The sequence below is a fragment of the Mesorhizobium sp. P2_A8 genome (assembly GCF_056404935.1).
This window is the reverse complement of record NZ_JBFUDB010000007.1, coordinates 47,299-63,480: the sequence shown is the minus strand read 5'-3', so window position 1 is coordinate 63,480 and position 16,182 is coordinate 47,299. Positions and strand designations below refer to the sequence as shown.

20 protein-coding genes and 1 tRNA gene are annotated in these 16,182 nt (G+C 61.8%); 12 read left to right on the top strand and 9 right to left on the bottom strand.

Translation table 11 applies throughout. The features are described 5' to 3' along the window. The first annotated feature begins 439 nt into the window (after positions 1 to 439). Positions 440 to 1,405 carry an NAD-dependent epimerase/dehydratase family protein gene (locus AC1D10_RS20770; RefSeq protein ID WP_477275114.1) on the top strand — a complete coding sequence of 322 codons (966 nt, stop codon included), beginning with the start codon at positions 440 to 442 and terminating at the stop codon, positions 1,403 to 1,405. Between the two features lie 85 nt (positions 1,406 to 1,490). Here the strand turns inward: AC1D10_RS20770 and AC1D10_RS20765 are convergent, their stop codons facing one another. After that, positions 1,491 to 1,613, bottom strand: coding sequence for a hypothetical protein (locus AC1D10_RS20765; RefSeq protein WP_477275112.1), 123 nt, complete (start codon positions 1,611 to 1,613; stop codon positions 1,491 to 1,493). Between the two features lie 226 nt (positions 1,614 to 1,839). Here AC1D10_RS20765 and AC1D10_RS20760 point away from each other — a divergent pair, with 226 nt between their 5' ends. From AC1D10_RS20760 to AC1D10_RS20735, 6 genes are all read left to right on the top strand, one after another. Continuing rightward, positions 1,840 to 2,931 carry an ABC transporter ATP-binding protein gene (locus AC1D10_RS20760; protein ID WP_477275110.1) on the top strand — a complete coding sequence of 364 codons (1,092 nt, stop codon included), beginning with the start codon at positions 1,840 to 1,842 and terminating at the stop codon, positions 2,929 to 2,931. 5 nt (positions 2,932 to 2,936) lie between these two features. Further along, a complete protein-coding gene (locus AC1D10_RS20755; protein ID WP_477275108.1) occupies positions 2,937 to 3,857 on the top strand; it encodes an ABC transporter permease in 921 nt (306 codons plus the stop codon). Continuing rightward, positions 3,850 to 4,650, top strand: coding sequence for an ABC transporter permease (locus AC1D10_RS20750; protein WP_477275106.1), 801 nt, complete (start codon positions 3,850 to 3,852; stop codon positions 4,648 to 4,650). Before AC1D10_RS20755 ends, AC1D10_RS20750 begins: the two co-directional genes overlap by 8 nt. A gap of 40 nt (positions 4,651 to 4,690) precedes the next feature. Continuing rightward, the gene (locus tag AC1D10_RS20745) at positions 4,691 to 5,725 is read left to right on the top strand and encodes an extracellular solute-binding protein (protein ID WP_477275104.1); all 1,035 of its coding nucleotides are present in this window, start codon (positions 4,691 to 4,693) and stop codon (positions 5,723 to 5,725) included. Between the two features lie 99 nt (positions 5,726 to 5,824). Beyond that, on the top strand, positions 5,825 to 7,252 hold the full coding sequence (locus AC1D10_RS20740) for an amidase (RefSeq protein WP_477275102.1): 1,428 nt from the start codon (positions 5,825 to 5,827) through the stop codon (positions 7,250 to 7,252). Positions 7,253 to 7,406: 154 nt separating this feature from the next. After that, positions 7,407 to 8,063: a TetR/AcrR family transcriptional regulator gene (locus tag AC1D10_RS20735; RefSeq protein ID WP_477275100.1), complete on the top strand. Its 657-nt coding sequence runs from the start codon at positions 7,407 to 7,409 to the stop codon at positions 8,061 to 8,063. A gap of 11 nt (positions 8,064 to 8,074) precedes the next feature. On the opposite strand, the gene AC1D10_RS20730 is transcribed toward AC1D10_RS20735, so the two are convergent. From AC1D10_RS20730 to AC1D10_RS20710, 5 genes are read right to left on the bottom strand one after another with little or no spacing between them, the layout of a single operon-like run. Then, on the bottom strand, positions 8,075 to 8,833 hold the full coding sequence (locus AC1D10_RS20730) for an MBL fold metallo-hydrolase (protein WP_477275098.1): 759 nt from the start codon (positions 8,831 to 8,833) through the stop codon (positions 8,075 to 8,077). Between the two features lies 1 nt (position 8,834). After that, entirely contained in the window at positions 8,835 to 9,899 is a 1,065-nt protein-coding gene (locus tag AC1D10_RS20725) for an ABC transporter ATP-binding protein (RefSeq protein WP_477275096.1), read from the bottom strand. Then, positions 9,896 to 10,678, bottom strand: coding sequence for an ABC transporter permease (locus AC1D10_RS20720; RefSeq protein WP_477275094.1), 783 nt, complete (start codon positions 10,676 to 10,678; stop codon positions 9,896 to 9,898). The genes AC1D10_RS20725 and AC1D10_RS20720 overlap by 4 nt, the downstream gene beginning before the upstream one ends. A 1-nt stretch (position 10,679) precedes the next feature. Then, positions 10,680 to 11,546, bottom strand: coding sequence for an ABC transporter permease (locus AC1D10_RS20715; protein ID WP_477275092.1), 867 nt, complete (start codon positions 11,544 to 11,546; stop codon positions 10,680 to 10,682). A gap of 13 nt (positions 11,547 to 11,559) precedes the next feature. After that, on the bottom strand, positions 11,560 to 12,651 hold the full coding sequence (locus AC1D10_RS20710) for a polyamine ABC transporter substrate-binding protein (protein ID WP_477275090.1): 1,092 nt from the start codon (positions 12,649 to 12,651) through the stop codon (positions 11,560 to 11,562). Positions 12,652 to 12,742: 91 nt separating this feature from the next. On the opposite strand from AC1D10_RS20710, the gene AC1D10_RS20705 reads away from it, so the two are divergent. Then, positions 12,743 to 13,357: a TetR/AcrR family transcriptional regulator gene (locus tag AC1D10_RS20705; protein ID WP_477275088.1), complete on the top strand. Its 615-nt coding sequence runs from the start codon at positions 12,743 to 12,745 to the stop codon at positions 13,355 to 13,357. A 112-nt stretch (positions 13,358 to 13,469) separates the two neighbouring features. Further along, entirely contained in the window at positions 13,470 to 14,036 is a 567-nt protein-coding gene (locus AC1D10_RS20700; RefSeq protein WP_477275086.1) for a DUF2569 family protein, read from the top strand. Between the two features lie 27 nt (positions 14,037 to 14,063). On the opposite strand, the gene AC1D10_RS20695 is transcribed toward AC1D10_RS20700, so the two are convergent. Together AC1D10_RS20695 and AC1D10_RS20690 are read right to left on the bottom strand one after the other, a co-directional pair. Then, complete coding sequence (locus tag AC1D10_RS20695) at positions 14,064 to 14,672, bottom strand: cupin domain-containing protein (RefSeq protein ID WP_477275084.1); 609 nt, start codon at positions 14,670 to 14,672, stop codon at positions 14,064 to 14,066. Positions 14,673 to 14,770: 98 nt separating this feature from the next. Next, a tRNA-Thr gene (locus tag AC1D10_RS20690) sits at positions 14,771 to 14,846 on the bottom strand. Between the two features lie 159 nt (positions 14,847 to 15,005). Here AC1D10_RS20690 and AC1D10_RS20685 point away from each other — a divergent pair. Next, a complete protein-coding gene (locus AC1D10_RS20685) occupies positions 15,006 to 15,173 on the top strand; it encodes a hypothetical protein (RefSeq protein WP_379097425.1) in 168 nt (55 codons plus the stop codon). A gap of 144 nt (positions 15,174 to 15,317) precedes the next feature. Further along, entirely contained in the window at positions 15,318 to 15,512 is a 195-nt protein-coding gene (locus AC1D10_RS20680; protein ID WP_477275082.1) for a hypothetical protein, read from the top strand. A 107-nt stretch (positions 15,513 to 15,619) separates the two neighbouring features. Here AC1D10_RS20680 and AC1D10_RS20675 read toward each other — a convergent pair whose 3' ends face one another. Continuing rightward, positions 15,620 to 15,778 carry a hypothetical protein gene (locus AC1D10_RS20675; protein ID WP_477275080.1) on the bottom strand — a complete coding sequence of 53 codons (159 nt, stop codon included), beginning with the start codon at positions 15,776 to 15,778 and terminating at the stop codon, positions 15,620 to 15,622. Between the two features lie 18 nt (positions 15,779 to 15,796). Between AC1D10_RS20675 and AC1D10_RS20670 the strand changes: the two genes are divergently transcribed. Beyond that, the gene (locus AC1D10_RS20670; RefSeq protein WP_477275078.1) at positions 15,797 to 16,099 is read left to right on the top strand and encodes a BA14K family protein; all 303 of its coding nucleotides are present in this window, start codon (positions 15,797 to 15,799) and stop codon (positions 16,097 to 16,099) included. The last annotated feature ends 83 nt before the right edge of the window (positions 16,100 to 16,182 follow it).

The window sequence follows — 16,182 nt, the reverse complement described above, 5'->3', positions numbered from 1 at the left end:
CCAGTCGAGGCCGTCATATTGCCGGTAGCACGCCTGATCATCGTCGTTCTGATGCTGGGAAGTTTCGCTCTTGTCTTCGCCGAACTGGTCCGCCAGTCCGAAGAGATGAGCTTCCGGCCTCAGCCCACGGCGTCGCGCTGCGGCGATGCAGCTGGAACACCTTGCCCGCAAAGGGCGCTGTAACTCCCGAAGACCGACAGCGTCTGCCCTGCTTCGGTGCGCGAGATCGCTCGGCAGTTTTCTCCTCAAAACAGAGGCCGGTCGGCCGCGGCGTGTCGGTGGCGCGCGCCAGCTTGCTCGTTGCGTTTGCCGCCCTTCGCGGCGTAGATGAGAGCACGGATTGGCGGATTTGGATTGGTGGTGGCCACGTATCCGCTGTTCTTGGGAAACAAGCCCTGCGGCTCGTTGACTGGCCGGGTGTCTGGAGGGGGAATTTTCCATGTCGCGCAGCGTATTGGTTTCCGGTGGCTGCGGTTTCCTCGGCTCGCATCTGATTGACCGCCTGCTGCAGCGAAGTGATCTGCAAAAGTTGGTCGTCGTCGACAATCTATGGACCGGGACGCGAGACAACATTGCGCATGTCACCGACCCGCGGTTCAGCCTGCAGGTTGCCGACGCCGAAAGCTTTGCATCCAGCCAGCGCTTCGATGAGATCATCCATCTCGCGTCGCCCGCCTCGCCGATATGGTACATGCGCGAGCCGGCACGCACGATCAAGGCCAACATCGGCGGCGCGCTCAATCTTCTGACCCTGCTCAAGCCCGGCGGTCGTTTCTGCTTTGCCTCGACCTCGGAAGTCTACGGCGATCCGCTGGTTTCCCCGCAACCCGAGAGTTACAGGGGATCGGTGGACTGCACGGGTCCCAGGGCGTCCTATGATGAAAGCAAGCGCTGCACCGAGGCATTGCTGTTCGAACAGCAGCGCGTCGGCGGGCTCGACGCTCGTGTCGTCAGGATCTTCAACACATATGGGCCGCGAACCCGCATGGACGACGGCCGCGCCATTTCGAACTTTGTCATCCAGGCCCTGACAACAGGGATCCTGACGGTCTATGGCGACGGCTCCCAATCGCGCAGCTGGGGTTATGTCGACGACATCGTCGATGGATTGGAACGCTTCTTCTGGCGCGATAACATCTCGCACCGTGGTCCGCTGAACATCGGCAACAATCACGAGGTTTCGGTTCTGCACGTCGCTGAATTCGTCAGGGCGCTTGTCCCCGGCAGCCGCATCGAGCACCAGCCTCCGGCTCCCCAGGATCCAACCAACCGATGCCCGGATCTGACTTTGGCGAGGCATGTCCTTCCTGGTTGGGAAGCAAAGACCGGCTATCAGGAAGGTATTGAGCGCACCTACGAGTGGTTTCGCCAACAGATCGCCGTGACCATGCGGTCGATGACGTGACGCAAAAATCGGCCGCGCACCGCGCCACCACCGGCAAATTGGCGTTGCCGTAGAACGTATAGGCAAGATAGGTCGGATCGCCGGTTCATAGAAGCGCTTGCGCATCACTTGCAGCAATCTCGGCGAGATAAACCGGTCCGTCCTTGAGCCGCGCGCTGATGCCGCCATAGAAATCCCTCGAGAAGGCGGCGGCCGCGCGGTCGGTCAAACGGCCACATGCCGCCGATGAACCCCGACGCGCCGCCGGCCAGCACCGCCGGTCCCCAGTCCTGCACGAAGCCGGCGCATCGACCGCATCATCACTGGTCGATGTGGTGCTGGTGGTCGCAAAAAGATATTGACTGTATGTTTAGTCATAGTTATTCCTGATGGCGAGGATCGAGTTGGCCAGCCGGCTTCTGCCGGTGAATGGCCACGAAGGAGAGGGGAATATCTTGACAGCCATACGGCCCGCCGTTGAGGCGAAGGGCGTTACCAGGATCTTTCGGGGAACCGGTCAGGATTCGGTCAGAGCGCTCGACAACGTCTCCGTCGCGATCCGCGAAAACGAGTTCTTCACGCTGCTTGGTCCGTCCGGCTGCGGCAAGACGACATTGCTGCGGCTGATCGCCGGCTTCGACTATCCGACTGACGGCGAAATCCTGCTCTATGGCCAGGACATTGCGCCGCTGCCGCCGTTCAAGCGGCCGGTCAACACCGTCTTCCAGTCCTATGCGCTGTTCCCGCACATGACGGTCGCCGAGAATATCGGCTTTGGCCTGAGGATGCTGGGCAAGCCAAAAGCCGAGATCGAGGCGCGTGTCGATGCGATGCTGAAGCTCGTCCACATGGAGGAGCTCAAAAATCGGCGCACCAGCCAGATCTCCGGCGGTCAGCAGCAGCGTGTGGCGCTGGCCAGGGCACTCGCTCCGCAGCCGAAGGTGCTGTTGCTCGATGAGCCCTTGTCGGCGCTCGACTACAAGCTGCGCAAGGAAATGCAGATCGAACTGAAGCGGCTGCAGCACGAGACCGGCATCACCTTCATCTTCGTCACCCACGATCAGGAGGAAGCGCTGACCATGTCGGACCGCATCGCGGTGATGTCGTCGGGAAACATCCTCCAGGTCGGTTCGCCCTGGGACGTCTATGACCACCCGGCGGAGCGGTTCGTCGCCGACTTCATCGGTGAGACGAATTTCCTGACCGGCATGGTCGAAAGTGCGGGCAATGGCCAGGCGCGGATCGCCTTGCGCTCGGGTGCCAAGATCTGCGCGACCGCCGCCGCGGGCTTCCGCGCAGGCGGCAACGCAACGCTGATGGTCCGGCCTGAGCATGCGAAGCTGGTCAAAGGCCGCGGCGACCTGGCCGGTACGATCGAGAATATCGTCTATTTCGGCACTGATACGCACATCCATGTCCGGCTGGACGAAGGCGACGTCTTCATGGTGCGCCAGCAGAACTCGCGCAGCGCCAGCTGCGGCTTCGAAAACGGCGACAAGGTCGGCATATCGATCGGCGACGATGCTGCCCAAGTGCTGAAGGACTAGGGCCCATGGCGACCGCGATAGAGGTAGCCGAAATGGCCGAACGTGACGACATCAGGTCACGCTGGCTGCTTTCCACCCCGGCGCTGCTGATCGTCTTCCTCGCGGCCCTTGGGCCGCTGCTGATCGTGGTCGTCTATTCCTTCCTGACGCCGGGCAATTACGGCGATGTGAAATGGCAGTTCTCGACCGACGCGTGGGTGAGCGTGTTGTTCGAGCGTGATGTCTTCGACGACACGCTGTCATTGGCCACCGCATATCTGTCGATCTTCTGGCGCTCGGTGTCGCTGTCGCTGGCAACCACCGTGCTGACCCTGATCCTCGGCTTTCCCACCGCCTATTTCATTGCCACGCGGCCGGATCACCGGCGCGACATCTGGCTGTTCCTGATCACCATCCCGTTCTGGACCAACCTTCTGATCCGCACCTTCGCAATGCAGCAGGTGCTGCGCAATGACGGCATCATCAATTCGGTGCTGCAGCTGCTTGGGATCACCGACCATCCTGTCCAGCTCATGTACACCAACTTCGCCGTCCTTGCCGGCATGGTCTACGTGTTCCTGCCTCTGATGGTGCTGCCGCTCTACGCCAGCATGGAGAAGATCGACTTCCGCCTTGTCGAGGCGGGCTACGACCTCTACGCGACGCGGTTCCAGGTGTTGAGGCGCATCATCATCCCGCTGGTCACGCCGGGCATCGTCGCCGGCTCGATCCTCGTCTTCATCCCTTCGCTTGGCGCCTATGTGACACCGCGCGTGCTGGGCGGCGGCACCAATCTGATGATCGGCAACCTGATCGAGCTGCAGTTCGGCCAGGGCAGAAACTGGCCACTCGGTGCCGCGCTCTCGATCACCTTGATGGCGATCGTCATGGTGGCGCTGCTGTTCTACGTCCGCAACACGACCAGGTCGGATGGCGCCCATGGCTAATCGCTTCGACGTCCGGCGGCAGAACGGCTTCGTCAGCGTGGCGATGCTCTGCTTCTTCCTGCTTTACCTGCCGATTGCCACGCTGGTGGTCTACGCCTTCAACGACAATGATTCCGTGGTGATCTGGAAAGGCTTTTCGCTGCGCTGGTTCCACATCGCCTGGAACAATGCGCTGGTCATCGAGGCGTCGATCCGCTCGTTCCAGATCGCCGCCGTCGCCGCCGTGCTGGCGACGATCACGGCGACGATGGCAGCGCTGGCGACGACCAGGACCAAACCGTATCCGGGACTGACGCTCAAATACGCCTTCATCAACCAACCGCTGATGGTGCCGGAGATCGTCACGGCGGTGGCGCTGCTGATCGTGTTCTCGCGCATCAAGATCTGGACCGGTTATTCCGGGCTCGGCTACCTCGTCGCCGCGCACACCGCCTTCTGCATCCCATTCGCCTATCTGCCGATCCGGGCGCGGCTCGAAAGCATGGACCTGTCGCTCGAAACCGCGGCGGCCGATCTCTATGCGACCAAGTGGAAGACCTTCCGGCATGTGACCTTGCCGTTGCTCTGGCCGGGCATTCTTGCCGGGCTGATGCTCGCCTTCGTCGTCTCGCTGGATGACGTCGTCATCACCGAATTCGTCAAATCGGGCGGCCAGGACACGCTGCCGACCTACATGCTCGGCCAGCTCCGGCGCACTGTGACGCCGGAAGTCAATGCGATCTCGACGGCCTTCCTCGTGCTGTCGATCGGTATCGTCACGGCCTTCTTTTTCATCAGCAGGAAACGGACCTGAGGCGGCAACGCCGACAGTCCCAACAATGGGAGCATGGAGCATGAACTGGAAACTGACCGCGACGGCGATCGGGCTGTCGCTGCTGGCCGTGACGGGTGTGGCCCGCGCCGAGGGCGAACTCAACATCTACAATTGGGGCAATTACACCAACCCCGATCTGATCAAGAAATTCGAGGAGACCTACAAGGTCAAGGTCACCGTCACCGACTTCGATTCCAACGACACCGCGCTGGCCAAGATCCGCCAGGGCGGTGCCGGTTTCGACATCGTCGTGCCTTCGGCAAGCGTCGTCCCGATCTGGATCAGCGAAGGGCTGCTGCTTGAATCGCGCCCGGACCAGATGGAGAACTTCAAAAACGTCGATCCCAAGTGGGTCGATGTCCCCTTTGATCCGGGCCGCAAATACACTGTTCCGTGGCAGTGGGGTACGACAGGCGTGTCGGTCAACAAGTCGGTCTATTCCGGCGACATCAACACGTCCGCAATCTTCCTCGACCCGCCACCCGAGCTCGTCGGCAAGATCAATGTCGTGCCCGAAATGGGTGACATCATGTTCCTCGCCATCGCCTACGAAGGCGGCCAATACTGCACCGCCGACAAGGTGGTGCTGAAGAAGGTGCGCGACAAGCTGGTCGAGGCCAAGGCGAAATGGCTGTCCTTCGACTACGGCGCCGTCGACGGCCTGGGCAAGGGCGACATCGCAGCCGGCGTCAACTGGAACGGCATTTCGCTGCGGCAGCGGTTGCAAAACGACAAGATCGCCTATGGCTATCCCAAGGAAGGCTACCCGATCTGGATGGACAACGTCGCCGTCCTCAAGGATGCCAGGAACGTCGACAACGCCAAGCTCTTCCAGAACTTCATCATGGACCCGCAGAACGCCGCACTGATCTCGGCCTTCGCGCGCTATTCGAACGGCATCAAAGGCTCGGAGGTCTTCATGCCCGACGACATGAAGAACGCGCCGGAAGTGAATGTTCCGGCTGAATTCRCTGCCAAGGGACAGTTCATGCAGGCCTGTCCGCCGGACGTGCAGGCGCTCTACACGAAAATCTGGACCGACCTGCAGAAGTAGCCGACCGGAAATCCAACCGAGAACCGCCAGGCCGCGACATCACGCGCGGCTTGGCGCCCTTATGCAAAAGGCGATCTGGCGATCGCAGGAGACTTTCCCATGACCGATCTCGACCTTTGCTATCTGCCAGCCAGCGAGGCGCTGCGGCTGTTCAAGGCGAAGAAACTTTCGCCCGTCGAATTGATGCAGGCGACCATCCGCCGTGCCGAAGCCACCAGGTCGACGATCAACTGCTTCACCTTCACGCATTTCGACGAGGCGATGGAGCTGGCCAGAAAGGCCGAGGCGAAATACGCCAGGGGCGCCAGGACCGGCGCGCTCGAGGGCCTGCCGATCGGCATCAAGGACGAGAGCTACATCAAGGGCAAGCCGACATCACACGGCTCGCTGCTGTCAAAGGACGCCATTGGCGGCCACACCTCGACGATGAACGAGCGCATCATCAAGGCTGGCGGCATCGTCCACGCCCGTACCGCGACACCCGAATTCAGCTGCGCCGGCGTCACCTGGTCGAGGCGCTGGGGCGTGACGCGCAATCCGTGGAATCCGGACTTCACGCCAGGCGGCTCGTCTGGCGGTGCGGCGGCGACGCTGGCCGCGGGTACATCGTCGATTGCCAGTGGTTCGGACATTGCCGGGTCGATCCGCATTCCCGCCTCGGCGTGCGGTCTTGTCGGCTTCAAGCCGCCATACGGCCGCAACCCGGACGAGCCGCCATTCAATCTCGACTTCTACTGCCACACCGGACCGCTGGCACGAAACGTCCGGGATGCGATCCTGCTGCAGAACGTCATGGCGGGTCCAAGCCCGCTCGATATCGCCACGTTGCGCCCGAAACTGCGCCTGCCGCTCGACTACAAGCCGATCAAGGGCTGGAAGATTGCTCTTTCGATGGACCTCGGTTCCTTCGAAGTGGATGCCGAGGTGCGCAGGAACACGCTTGCCGCCTGTGATGCGTTTCGTTCACTTGGCGCCACCGTCGAGGAGGTCGACCTGGGCTGGGGCGACGAAGTGCTCAAGGCCGGCATGGCCTATCTGGAGCATCTCTTCGGCGCCTCGCTGTCGCAACTGCTCAAGCAGCACGGCAAGGACATGACCAGCTATGCACGGCAATTCGCCGAGGATGGGCAAAAGTCCAAGGCCACGGACTTTGTCGCAACTCTGGAGGTGGCGGCCAGGATGTACCAGACGCTAGGCCCGCTGCTGGAGACATATGATGTGCTGATCTGCCCGACCAACGCGCTTCCCGCGGTGCCGGCGGAGTTCGACCACACCAGGGACACTGTCGAGATCAACGGAAAGCCGGTGAACCCGTCGCTTGGCTGGGTGATGACGACGCCGTTCAACATGCTGAGCCGCTGTCCCGTTCTCACCATACCCTCGGGGCGGGCGGCGAGCGGCGTGCCGACCGGCATCCAGATTGTCGGCCGCACCTATTGCGACGCCGATGTCTTCCGGGCAGCGCTGGCCTTTGAAACGGCTCAGGGCCAATGGTACGGAAACGCCGAAACACGCCCGTCGCTTTGAACGGTCACGCAGCCTGTGCTGGCTGGTGCTCGCTCTCTCGCTTCGGCTATGGTGCGCCAGCGCGCGGGGCTGGAAATTACCGCCGCAAGGTTTGAAAAAGGGCTGGACAGGAATGGCGCAACGCAAGGCTGCCGCGGCACAGGGGAATGCAATTGTGGCCGAAGATGGGGACAATAAGATCGAGCCGGCGCCCAGGGATCGCCGGCGCGAGCGCGGCGAGGCCAGCATTCAGCGGATCATCGACGCCACCATCGATCTCATCGCCGACGAAGGCCTGGCGAGCGTCACCATGCAGCGAATCGCCGAGCATGTCGGCTCTTCCAACGCGCTGGTGGTTTTCCACTTTCGCAGCAAGGAGAACCTGTTCCGGGCCGTGCTGCAGTATCTCAGCGATCAGTACGATGAATTGTGGGCGACGCTGGTGCGGGCGCCAGGCATGTCGCCGGTCGAGCGGCTGATGGGCGCGGTCGAATGCGCGCAAAGATTCGCGCGGCAGCATCCGAAATGGGTCTCGGTCTTTGTCGTGTTCTCCAGCGACCGCAAGAGCATGCAGATCTACAACGAGATCGGGCTGCCCAGCGATCTCAGCTACAATGCCGAGGCGCGCGACTTGCTCATCGAAATCAAGCGCGGCGGCGGCTACACTGATGTCGACCCGGACACGCTGGCTGAAAGCCTCAACTATCTCGTCCATGGGGCATGGATCTGGGATCACCTCAACCCACCGTCGGGCAATTCCGATGTGCTGAGGAAGACGATGCTGATGCTGCTGCACCAGGCATTTCCGCGGCATTTCGAATTGATGCGCTAACTCGCTTACTACTAAGGCTGCCGCAGATGGCAGCCGGCCTGCCGCTTCTGCGCCAGATACTCGTCGACGAGCTGGCGGTAGCGCACCTTGCCGAAGCTCGGAAAATGGCCGCCGTGCACGACCGAGACATCGAGGTCGCGCATGCCAACCAGCGTCGCCATATAGTCCGAAATATCCGAGTGATAGACGTCGTCGATCAGCGGGCCGTCATAGATGATGTCGCCGGAAAGCAGGATGCCGGTCTTCTTCTCGTGGAGCGCGATGCCGCCGGGTGAGTGGCCGGGCGTGTGGATCACCTCGAAGGCACGGTCGCCGAGATCGACGACGTCGCCATGTTCGAGCAGGCGGCCTGCCGGTGCTGGCCGGATGCTGTAGCGCGCCGTGTCCCAGCCATGCGGCATGCCGTCAAACATCTCGTCGGTCGCATAGGTGTCGGCGGCCGTCCATTCGTTGCGCGGATCGGCGAGGATTTCGGCCTCGGCCGCGTGCACGCAACGGTCGGGAAATTCGTGATGGCAGCCAATGTGATCGAAATGCGTGTGGCTGGCGACACAGGTTAGCTTTCGCTCCGTCACCAGCGGCAGGTGACGCCTGAGGCTGAAATGGCCGAGACCGGTATCGAACAGGAGATCACGGTCGCGACCGCGCACGTGCCACATGTTGCAGCGGAAGAACGGCTTGATCCAAGGCTCATGGATCAGTGTCACGCCGTCGCTCATGCGGATGGTTTCGTACCAGTCTGGGGCGTCGATGACCGGAAGCGTGCCCATTTCAATCCGTCAGCAGGATGATCTGGTCGGTATCGCACGAAACCGCGACCGTGTCGCCCGGCTGGACGGTGGTTGCCGCTGGCAGCCTGGCGATGAACCGCAGCGAAGGGTGTTCGACGGAAACCGCGAGCACGCGCTTGAAGCTGCCCTGGAAGACGACGTCGCTCACTTCAGCCGTGCCCAGTCTGATATCGCCGCTGGCCGCGCCGAGGACAATGTGCTCCGGACGTATGGCGAGCCCGACCGCCGAGCCCACCGGCAACGCGCTGGGCAGCGAAACCGGCCCGACCGGCGTCGCGACAGTGCTGGTCCTGTCCCTGGCTTTCGTGACCGTGCCGGCAAGGATCGTGCTTTCGCCCATGAAGGTCGCGGAAAAGCGCGTCGCCGGTTTGGCATAGACGCGCTCGGGCGGCCCTTCGTCCTCGATGCGCCCGTCATTCATCACCACGCAGTGGTCGGCCAGCGCCATTGCCTCTTCCTGGTCGTGGGTGACATGGATGAAGGCGGTGCCGACGCGCTGCTGGATCGCCTTCAACTCGTCCTGCATCTGCCGGCGCAATTTGAGGTCGAGCGCGCCGAGCGGCTCGTCGAGCAAAAGCACCGCCGGCTCGATCACCAGCGCACGCGCCAGCGCCACACGCTGCCGCTGGCCACCGGAAAGCTGGTGCGGCTTCTTGTCGAAGGCGGAGGCCAGCCCAACCAGCACCAGCGCCTCGCGCGCCCGGGTGGCTCGTGTCGCACCGTCGACGCCCTGCATGCGCAGGCCGAAGCCAACGTTGCTGCCGACGCTCATATGCGGGAACAGCGCGTAATCCTGGAACACGGTCGTCGTCGGGCGCTTGGCCGGCGGCACCGAGGTGCAGTCCACACCGCGGATGAACACCTTGCCTTCACTTGGAGTAACGAAGCCGCCGAGGATGGACAGCAGCGTCGTCTTGCCTGATCCGGAAGGGCCGAGCAGGATCGTGTAGCTGCCCGGTTCGATCTGCAGCGAGACGTTCTTCAGCACGGTCTGCTGGCCGAAGCGATGCGAGACGGCGCGGATGTCGACCAAGGGCGCGGTCATGCTCTTCTCCTGCGCAGCAACGTCAGTTCGAACAGCACGACCAGCACGATCGAGACGGCGAAGACCAGCGAGCCGACGGCATTGGTTTTCGGATTGAGGCCGGAGCGCAGCAGGTTCCAGATTTCCACCGGCAAGGTCGTGTCGAAGCGCGTCAAAAGGAAGGAGATGACGAACTCGTCCCAGGAGAAGGTCATCGACAGGAAGAAACCGGCGAAGATGGCCGGTGCCATCACCGGCACGGTGATCAGGAGCAGCACCTTCCATTCCGGTGCGCCGAGGTCACGAGCGGCGCGCTCGATGTTGATCTGGTGGTCGCCCATCTGGCTGTAGATGATGGCAAAGCACAGCGGCAGGTTGATCACGACATGGCCGATGCCGGCGGCCAGCAGCGACTTCGGCACGCCGGCCCAGTTGAACAGCACCAGCAGTCCCATGCCGATGATGAGATAGCTGACCGTCAAGGGCAGGGTGATCAGCCCGCGCAGCAGGCCGGAGCCCGGCAGGACGAAGCGGGCAAAACCCCAGGCGGAGAGGAAGCCGAGCGTGACTGCAGCAAGCGACGAGATCGAAGCCACCAGCAGCGAATTGACCAGCGCCGAGGTCAGCCGCGTGTCCGAGAGAACCGCGTCGTACCAGCGCAATGACGGGCCGGTGAAGGGTGGGATCGGGAACGACGTCGCCTGGAGCGAGAACAGCACCAGCACGACAACCGGCAGGAAGATGAAGCCGTAGATAGCAAGCGCGTAGAGCCAGGATACGATACGGACAATCCGGTGCATCTCAGGCCCGCTCGATCTTTAGCCAGCGGGCGCAGGCGAGGTAGGCGATGGTGACAACGGCCATCAGGATGATCGACAGTGCCGATGCCAGCGGAAAGTCGCCGCGCCGGCCGATCTGCATCATCACCAGCTGCGGCATAAGAAGCTCGTTGTTGCCGCCGAGGATCTGCGGAGTGATGTAGTCGCCGATGCACAGCACGAAGGTGAGGAAGGCGCCGACCATGATGCCGGGCAAGGTCAACGGCAGGACGACATGCAGGAAGGTGCGCACCGGCCCGGCGCCGAGATCGGCGGCCGCCTTGCGGTAGCTCGGGCTGAGCTGCTTCAGATTGGCAAAGATCGTCAGCGTCAAAAGCATGACGAAGAAATGCACGAAGCCGGTGACGGTGGCGAAACGCGTGTTGGCGAGTTGCAGGGGCTCGGCAACCGCGCCGATGCCCGTCAGCGCCCGGTTTATGACGCCGTTCTGCGCCAGCACCAGCAGCCAGGAATAGGAGCGCACGACATAGGACGTCCAGAACGGCAGCACGGCCAGCATCAGTGCCAGCCTTTGCCATCGTTCCGGCACCTGTTCGGCCAGGATCCAGGCGAAGGGATAGGCGAGCAGCACCGAGACGACGGTGACGATCGCCGTCACTTGCAGCGAGTTCACCATCGCTTGCCAGTAGGAGGGGTTGGTGAAGAACTGGCTGTAGTTGGACGCCGTGAAGCCGCCGCCCTCATGCGCGGTCAGGCTGGAAAACCCCATGGCGATGAAGGGCAGCACGAAGAACAGCAGCGTCCAGCCGAGCGCAGGCGTGACCAGCGCCCAGGGCAGGGCGCGGCCCGCCCGGGGCAGGGCACGCCCGTTGTTACCAACTGAGTTCATCAGCCGCAGCCGCTCACTTCGCCTGCAGCATTTCGGTCCACATGTCCTGCATCTTCTTGTCGAGGTCGGCATTCGGCGCCGGATAGGCCTGGGCGCGGGCGAGGAAGCCCGGCTGCTCGTCGAAACGCAGGATCTTCTTCTGGTCGTCGGTCAGCGCCGCCTTGGTGTTCGCCGGCATCCCCCAGTAGCAGGACGAAGTGGCAAGCCGCGCCTGGCCCTCCGGGCTCATGATGTATTGGATGAATTTCAGCGCCATGTCCTTGTTCTTGGAATCCTTGAACATGGCCAGCGACTGCGACCACAGCACCGCACCTTCCTTGGGAATGGAGAAGTCCAGCGCCGGGTTCTCCTTGGCCAACCCCGCCGTCACCCATTCGCCGCCGCCGACCAGGATATCGACCTCGCCGGTCGCCAGCGCCGTCTGGCTGGCGGTCACTTCTCCGACCAGCTTGGCATTGGCCTTCATCTTGAGAAGCTCCTCCTTGAGGGCGGGCAGGTCAGCTTCGGTGAGATCCGCCGTCTTCTTGCCGATGGCGAGTGCGGCCATGCCGATGACCGGCAGATAATAGTCGTAGATGGCGACCTTGCCCTTGTACTTGTCGCCGGTCAGCGCCGCCATCGACTGCATGTCGGCCGGATCGACCTTGGTCTTGTTGTAGCCGATCGTGTTGTAGCCGAACTTTTCGGTGATGCCGTAGCGCTTGCCGCCGACCACGGTGGAGCCGTCCATCTTCACCTGGGGAAACATGTCGGCCAGCGGCAGTTTGTCGTCCGGCAGCGGTTCGAACAGGCCCTTTTCGACGCCGCGCGGTATGTCGATCGAGTCGATCACCATCACGTCCCAGTCGCCGGGCTGCGACTGTTCGACGATGGCGAGCCCAGCGCCGGTTCCCTCGAACTCCTTGACGTTGACCTTGACGTTGTTGGCCTCCTCGAAGGGCTGCAGCAGTGCGGGATCGGAATGATCGCACCAGATCAATGTGTTGAGATCGGCGGCCTGGGCGAGACTGCCGGCGCCGAGCAGCAGTGCCGTGGCGGCGCACGCCGCGTGCAGATGGCGCGTCAGGATGGAAAGCGGCTTCCTGGATGCAGATTTTGCGGACATCGAGTGTTCTCCCTTGCCTTTGTGGCTTCTTGCAAAAAGTTGAACCAATTCTAAAATTGAGTCAATTCTGTTTTTGTGGCAAGAGGCTGAGATGAGCGGATTGCGGGCAAGGCAAAAGGCGGATCGGCACAGGCGCATCATCGAGGCGGCAGCCGAACTTTTCCGGGAGGCCGGCTATGAAGGCGCCAAGATCGAGGCGATCGCGGCACAGGCCGAGGTCTCTGTTGGCACCATCTACAACTACTACCAGAACAAGGGCGACATCCTCGGCGCCATCGTCTCGCTGGAAGTCAACGAGGTGCTGAATGCCGGGCAAGGCGTCGTCGCCAGGCCGCCGGCCAATGTCGGCGATGCGCTGGACACGCTGATCGGCATCTATATCGAGCACTCGCTGCACTATCTCAGCAAGGAGATGTGGCGGCAGGCGATGGCGATCTCGACGCAACTGCCCGAAAGCCCGTTCGGCCAGGCCTACACCGCGCTCGACCGGGCGCTGACCGAGCAGATCCGCGCACTGATCGCCCGCCTCCAGGTGCTGGACCTGGTGCGGCAGGACATCGACGGGGCGGCGCTCGGCGAACTGATCTTCAACAACATGAACATGATGTTCATCGAGTTCGTGAAGCGCGACGCGGCGAAGATCCCGGAGCTGCGCGCGGCGATACGCCGGCAGAACCGGATATTGGTGGCGGCGATTGCGGTTTGATTGTCAGGAAAAGGCAGCAGAATTGATTTTTGGGCCAAGCCGCGACTCAACCCTCTTGAGTCGAATCTGAAATCTGATACAACCCATGAGTGCATTTTTTGGGGGGGGGTGAATGCAGTTTTCAGTCTGGCACTGGGCGATAGTTCTGCTGTTGATCGGCATTCCTGTCTTCTTTGCGCTCCGATCTGCCATCAAGCCCTCACAGAATCCGGCTGACCTCGTCGGCTTCGGAGGATGGCTGATGCTTCTTGCGATCGGGCAGGCCTTGTCCCCGTTGCGCACGCTTGCCGCAATGGGGTCCTCGAGCGATGGTTATAACCAGCTCATGCTGATGCCGAACGGAGCCATGGTGGTCTATGGCGAGGTTGCTCTGCTGCTGGCATTTCTGGTGCTTCAACTGGTGGTGTTTGTTGCCATGCTGAGGCGGAGCCCTTGGTTCAAGCACTTGTTTCTCATCCAGTGGCTTGCAATCCCGGTGGTCTTCATCCTGGACGCGGTCTGGGTTTCCACGGCTTTCGGGGTTCCGGTCGGGCAAGTGGTCACCGGACACGCACTTGCCGCGCCTATAGTCTCGTTTGTCCTGGTCGGACTCTGGGTCGCTTACATCCACAAATCCGTCAGGGTACGAAACACGTTCACCGGGGTCAGAGCATCCGCCCGGATCGTGCGCGCCTCCTAGACAGCACAATTTGGAATATTTGAAGCGTTAGGGGCTCGGCGGAAGGCCTGCCAAAGCGAGGATTTCGGGGGCAGGAGTGACATGTGCGTGTGGCCTGCAGAAAGCAGGGTCGATCGCTCGATAGCCAAGCAGGTTGGCGAGCGGCACCAGGATGCCGAGCGCCACCCGCTGGATAGCGGGCGGAGGCTGGGTGAAGACGACCACGTCGGCAAATTCCCTGACGATGACGGCCGCCTGAAGCGGGAAGGGTCTACCTCTCTTATCGACCCGACCGGCATTGGCGAGGCCGAAGAGCATGCCGATCATGAGCTCGAAGCGGTTCGGGTCAATCTGGTCCGCGCCCGGCGCCCGTTCTATTTCGATCAAGACGTGTGCTTCCTCGGTCTTGCTGCTGTTCCACCAATCGTGCACCACGCCCGCCTCGACCATTGCCGATTGGCCGGGCCCCAGAGAAAATGTCTTCCCGGCGATGGAGGCATCGAGCCGGCCGCTGAAGACGGTAAACCGTTCGGTCATGTTCGGATGGAAGTGCTCGCCAACGACCGCAGCTCCCGGCCGAGCGGTTAAATGAACAATGCCGGGTCCTTGGCCGCGATCTTCGTTGCCGCGCAGGATCACCGCAAATTCACCGGTCACCTTGTTCTCGTAGACGTCCCCACAGCGTGACATGGATCAGCTCCTATTTCAGGAACACCGGCACATCAAAGTCAAAGGATCGACGGTTCACTGCGAACTGGTGCCCCCGGACGGAATCGAACCGCCGACCTTCGGTTTACAAAACCGCTGCTCTACCAGCTGAGCTACAAGGGCACGGCGCTCCGGTTAGCATATTTGTTGCGCCAGTAAAGACAAAACTCCTTTTTCGGTTACCCGGTGTCTCATATGGGCTGTGGGGGAGGGGCATCCTGAAAACCGCCAAATCGCTTCCTACATATGAAACGGTGCAATCGCTTCGCCCAGGGGTGTCGCATGATTAGATTTGTCATCATTCTCCCTATCGTCTTCATAGCCTGGATGCTGCTGGTGAAGATCATCAGCGATGTGAAGAAGGCCAATGTCGACTGGACCGGCGTCACCACCATCATCGGCTTCATCGCGCTCGCCTTCTGGCTTCGCCATGTCACGGGCATGGGCTGAAGGGTAGCGAATAGGGAATAGTTACTCGCTCTGAGCGCCGCCTCCGCAAAAAATCTCCTCGATCTTTCGAACCTTTTCCCGTGCCTGGCCGACTGATGGTCAGAGGCGAATGGGTCGCCTCGATCAAGGATCCAGGAGATCATCATGTTCAAGCGCACTCTGACCTCAGGCCTCGTTGCCATTTTCGTCGCCACCGGCGCGCTCGCCGGCACCGTCGGCACGTCGTCGGCCCACGGCATGCATCACCATCATCATCATCACAAGCACTTCAAGAAGCATTGGTGGTGGCACCACAACCATCATCACCACAATCATGGCAGGGTGATCATTTTCCTTTGATGGAGGGACCCAATTCCCCAAAGGGTGGCTTCGGCCGCCCTTTTTGCGTTATGCGACCATCTTGCGAAGCAGCCCGGCAAAGCTGCCGATCTCCCCTTGCGGGGAGATCAGCCGTTATCAAGTTCCTCGCCAAGCTCTTGCACGTCGAACTCGCCGTCGGCACGACCTCGGTCCATGCGATTTGGCCAGTCCAGGAAAAATGTTTCGAACCTTTTTCCTTGCCACCGCGACAGATGATCAAGAGGCGGATGGATCGCCTCGGTCAACGAAGCAAGGAGATCGTCATGTTCACGCGCACACTCGTTTCCGGCGTCATCGCCACCGCCGTCGCCGCCACCGCGCTGGTCGGCACCGTCCAGCCTTCGGCTGCGCATTCGCATCACCATGACCTCGGCATCGGCATCGCCGCCGGCGTTGGCGGCTTCGTCCTGGGCAGCCTGCTCGCCCAGCAGCCCCGTACTGTCTATGTCGACGAAGACGGCGGTTCGTGGCATGTCCGCCGCTGCTTCGACCGCTACGCGAGCTACGATCCGGACTCCGACACCTATGTCGGCTACGACGGCTATCGCCACTACTGCCGGCTCTGAGAGGAGGTGGACCGTTTCAGCAACAAAACAGGGGCTCACCCGGGCCCCTCTTCTGTTTCGATGGCAGCGATGCTTGCTCCATC

Coding starts and splice junctions, on each gene's coding strand:
- AC1D10_RS20720 (WP_477275094.1), bottom strand. CDS start 10,678: ATGCACCGGATTGTCCGTATCGTATCCTGGCTCTACGCGCTTGCTATC.
- AC1D10_RS20740 (WP_477275102.1), top strand. CDS start 5,825: ATGACCGATCTCGACCTTTGCTATCTGCCAGCCAGCGAGGCGCTGCGG.
- AC1D10_RS20680 (WP_477275082.1), top strand. CDS start 15,318: ATGTTCAAGCGCACTCTGACCTCAGGCCTCGTTGCCATTTTCGTCGCC.
- AC1D10_RS20730 (WP_477275098.1), bottom strand. CDS start 8,833: ATGGGCACGCTTCCGGTCATCGACGCCCCAGACTGGTACGAAACCATC.
- AC1D10_RS20750 (WP_477275106.1), top strand. CDS start 3,850: ATGGCTAATCGCTTCGACGTCCGGCGGCAGAACGGCTTCGTCAGCGTG.
- AC1D10_RS20770 (WP_477275114.1), top strand. CDS start 440: ATGTCGCGCAGCGTATTGGTTTCCGGTGGCTGCGGTTTCCTCGGCTCG.
- AC1D10_RS20685 (WP_379097425.1), top strand. CDS start 15,006: ATGATTAGATTTGTCATCATTCTCCCTATCGTCTTCATAGCCTGGATG.
- AC1D10_RS20705 (WP_477275088.1), top strand. CDS start 12,743: ATGAGCGGATTGCGGGCAAGGCAAAAGGCGGATCGGCACAGGCGCATC.
- AC1D10_RS20725 (WP_477275096.1), bottom strand. CDS start 9,899: ATGACCGCGCCCTTGGTCGACATCCGCGCCGTCTCGCATCGCTTCGGC.
- AC1D10_RS20700 (WP_477275086.1), top strand. CDS start 13,470: ATGCAGTTTTCAGTCTGGCACTGGGCGATAGTTCTGCTGTTGATCGGC.
- AC1D10_RS20670 (WP_477275078.1), top strand. CDS start 15,797: ATGTTCACGCGCACACTCGTTTCCGGCGTCATCGCCACCGCCGTCGCC.
- AC1D10_RS20710 (WP_477275090.1), bottom strand. CDS start 12,651: ATGTCCGCAAAATCTGCATCCAGGAAGCCGCTTTCCATCCTGACGCGC.
- AC1D10_RS20715 (WP_477275092.1), bottom strand. CDS start 11,546: ATGAACTCAGTTGGTAACAACGGGCGTGCCCTGCCCCGGGCGGGCCGC.
- AC1D10_RS20755 (WP_477275108.1), top strand. CDS start 2,937: ATGGCGACCGCGATAGAGGTAGCCGAAATGGCCGAACGTGACGACATC.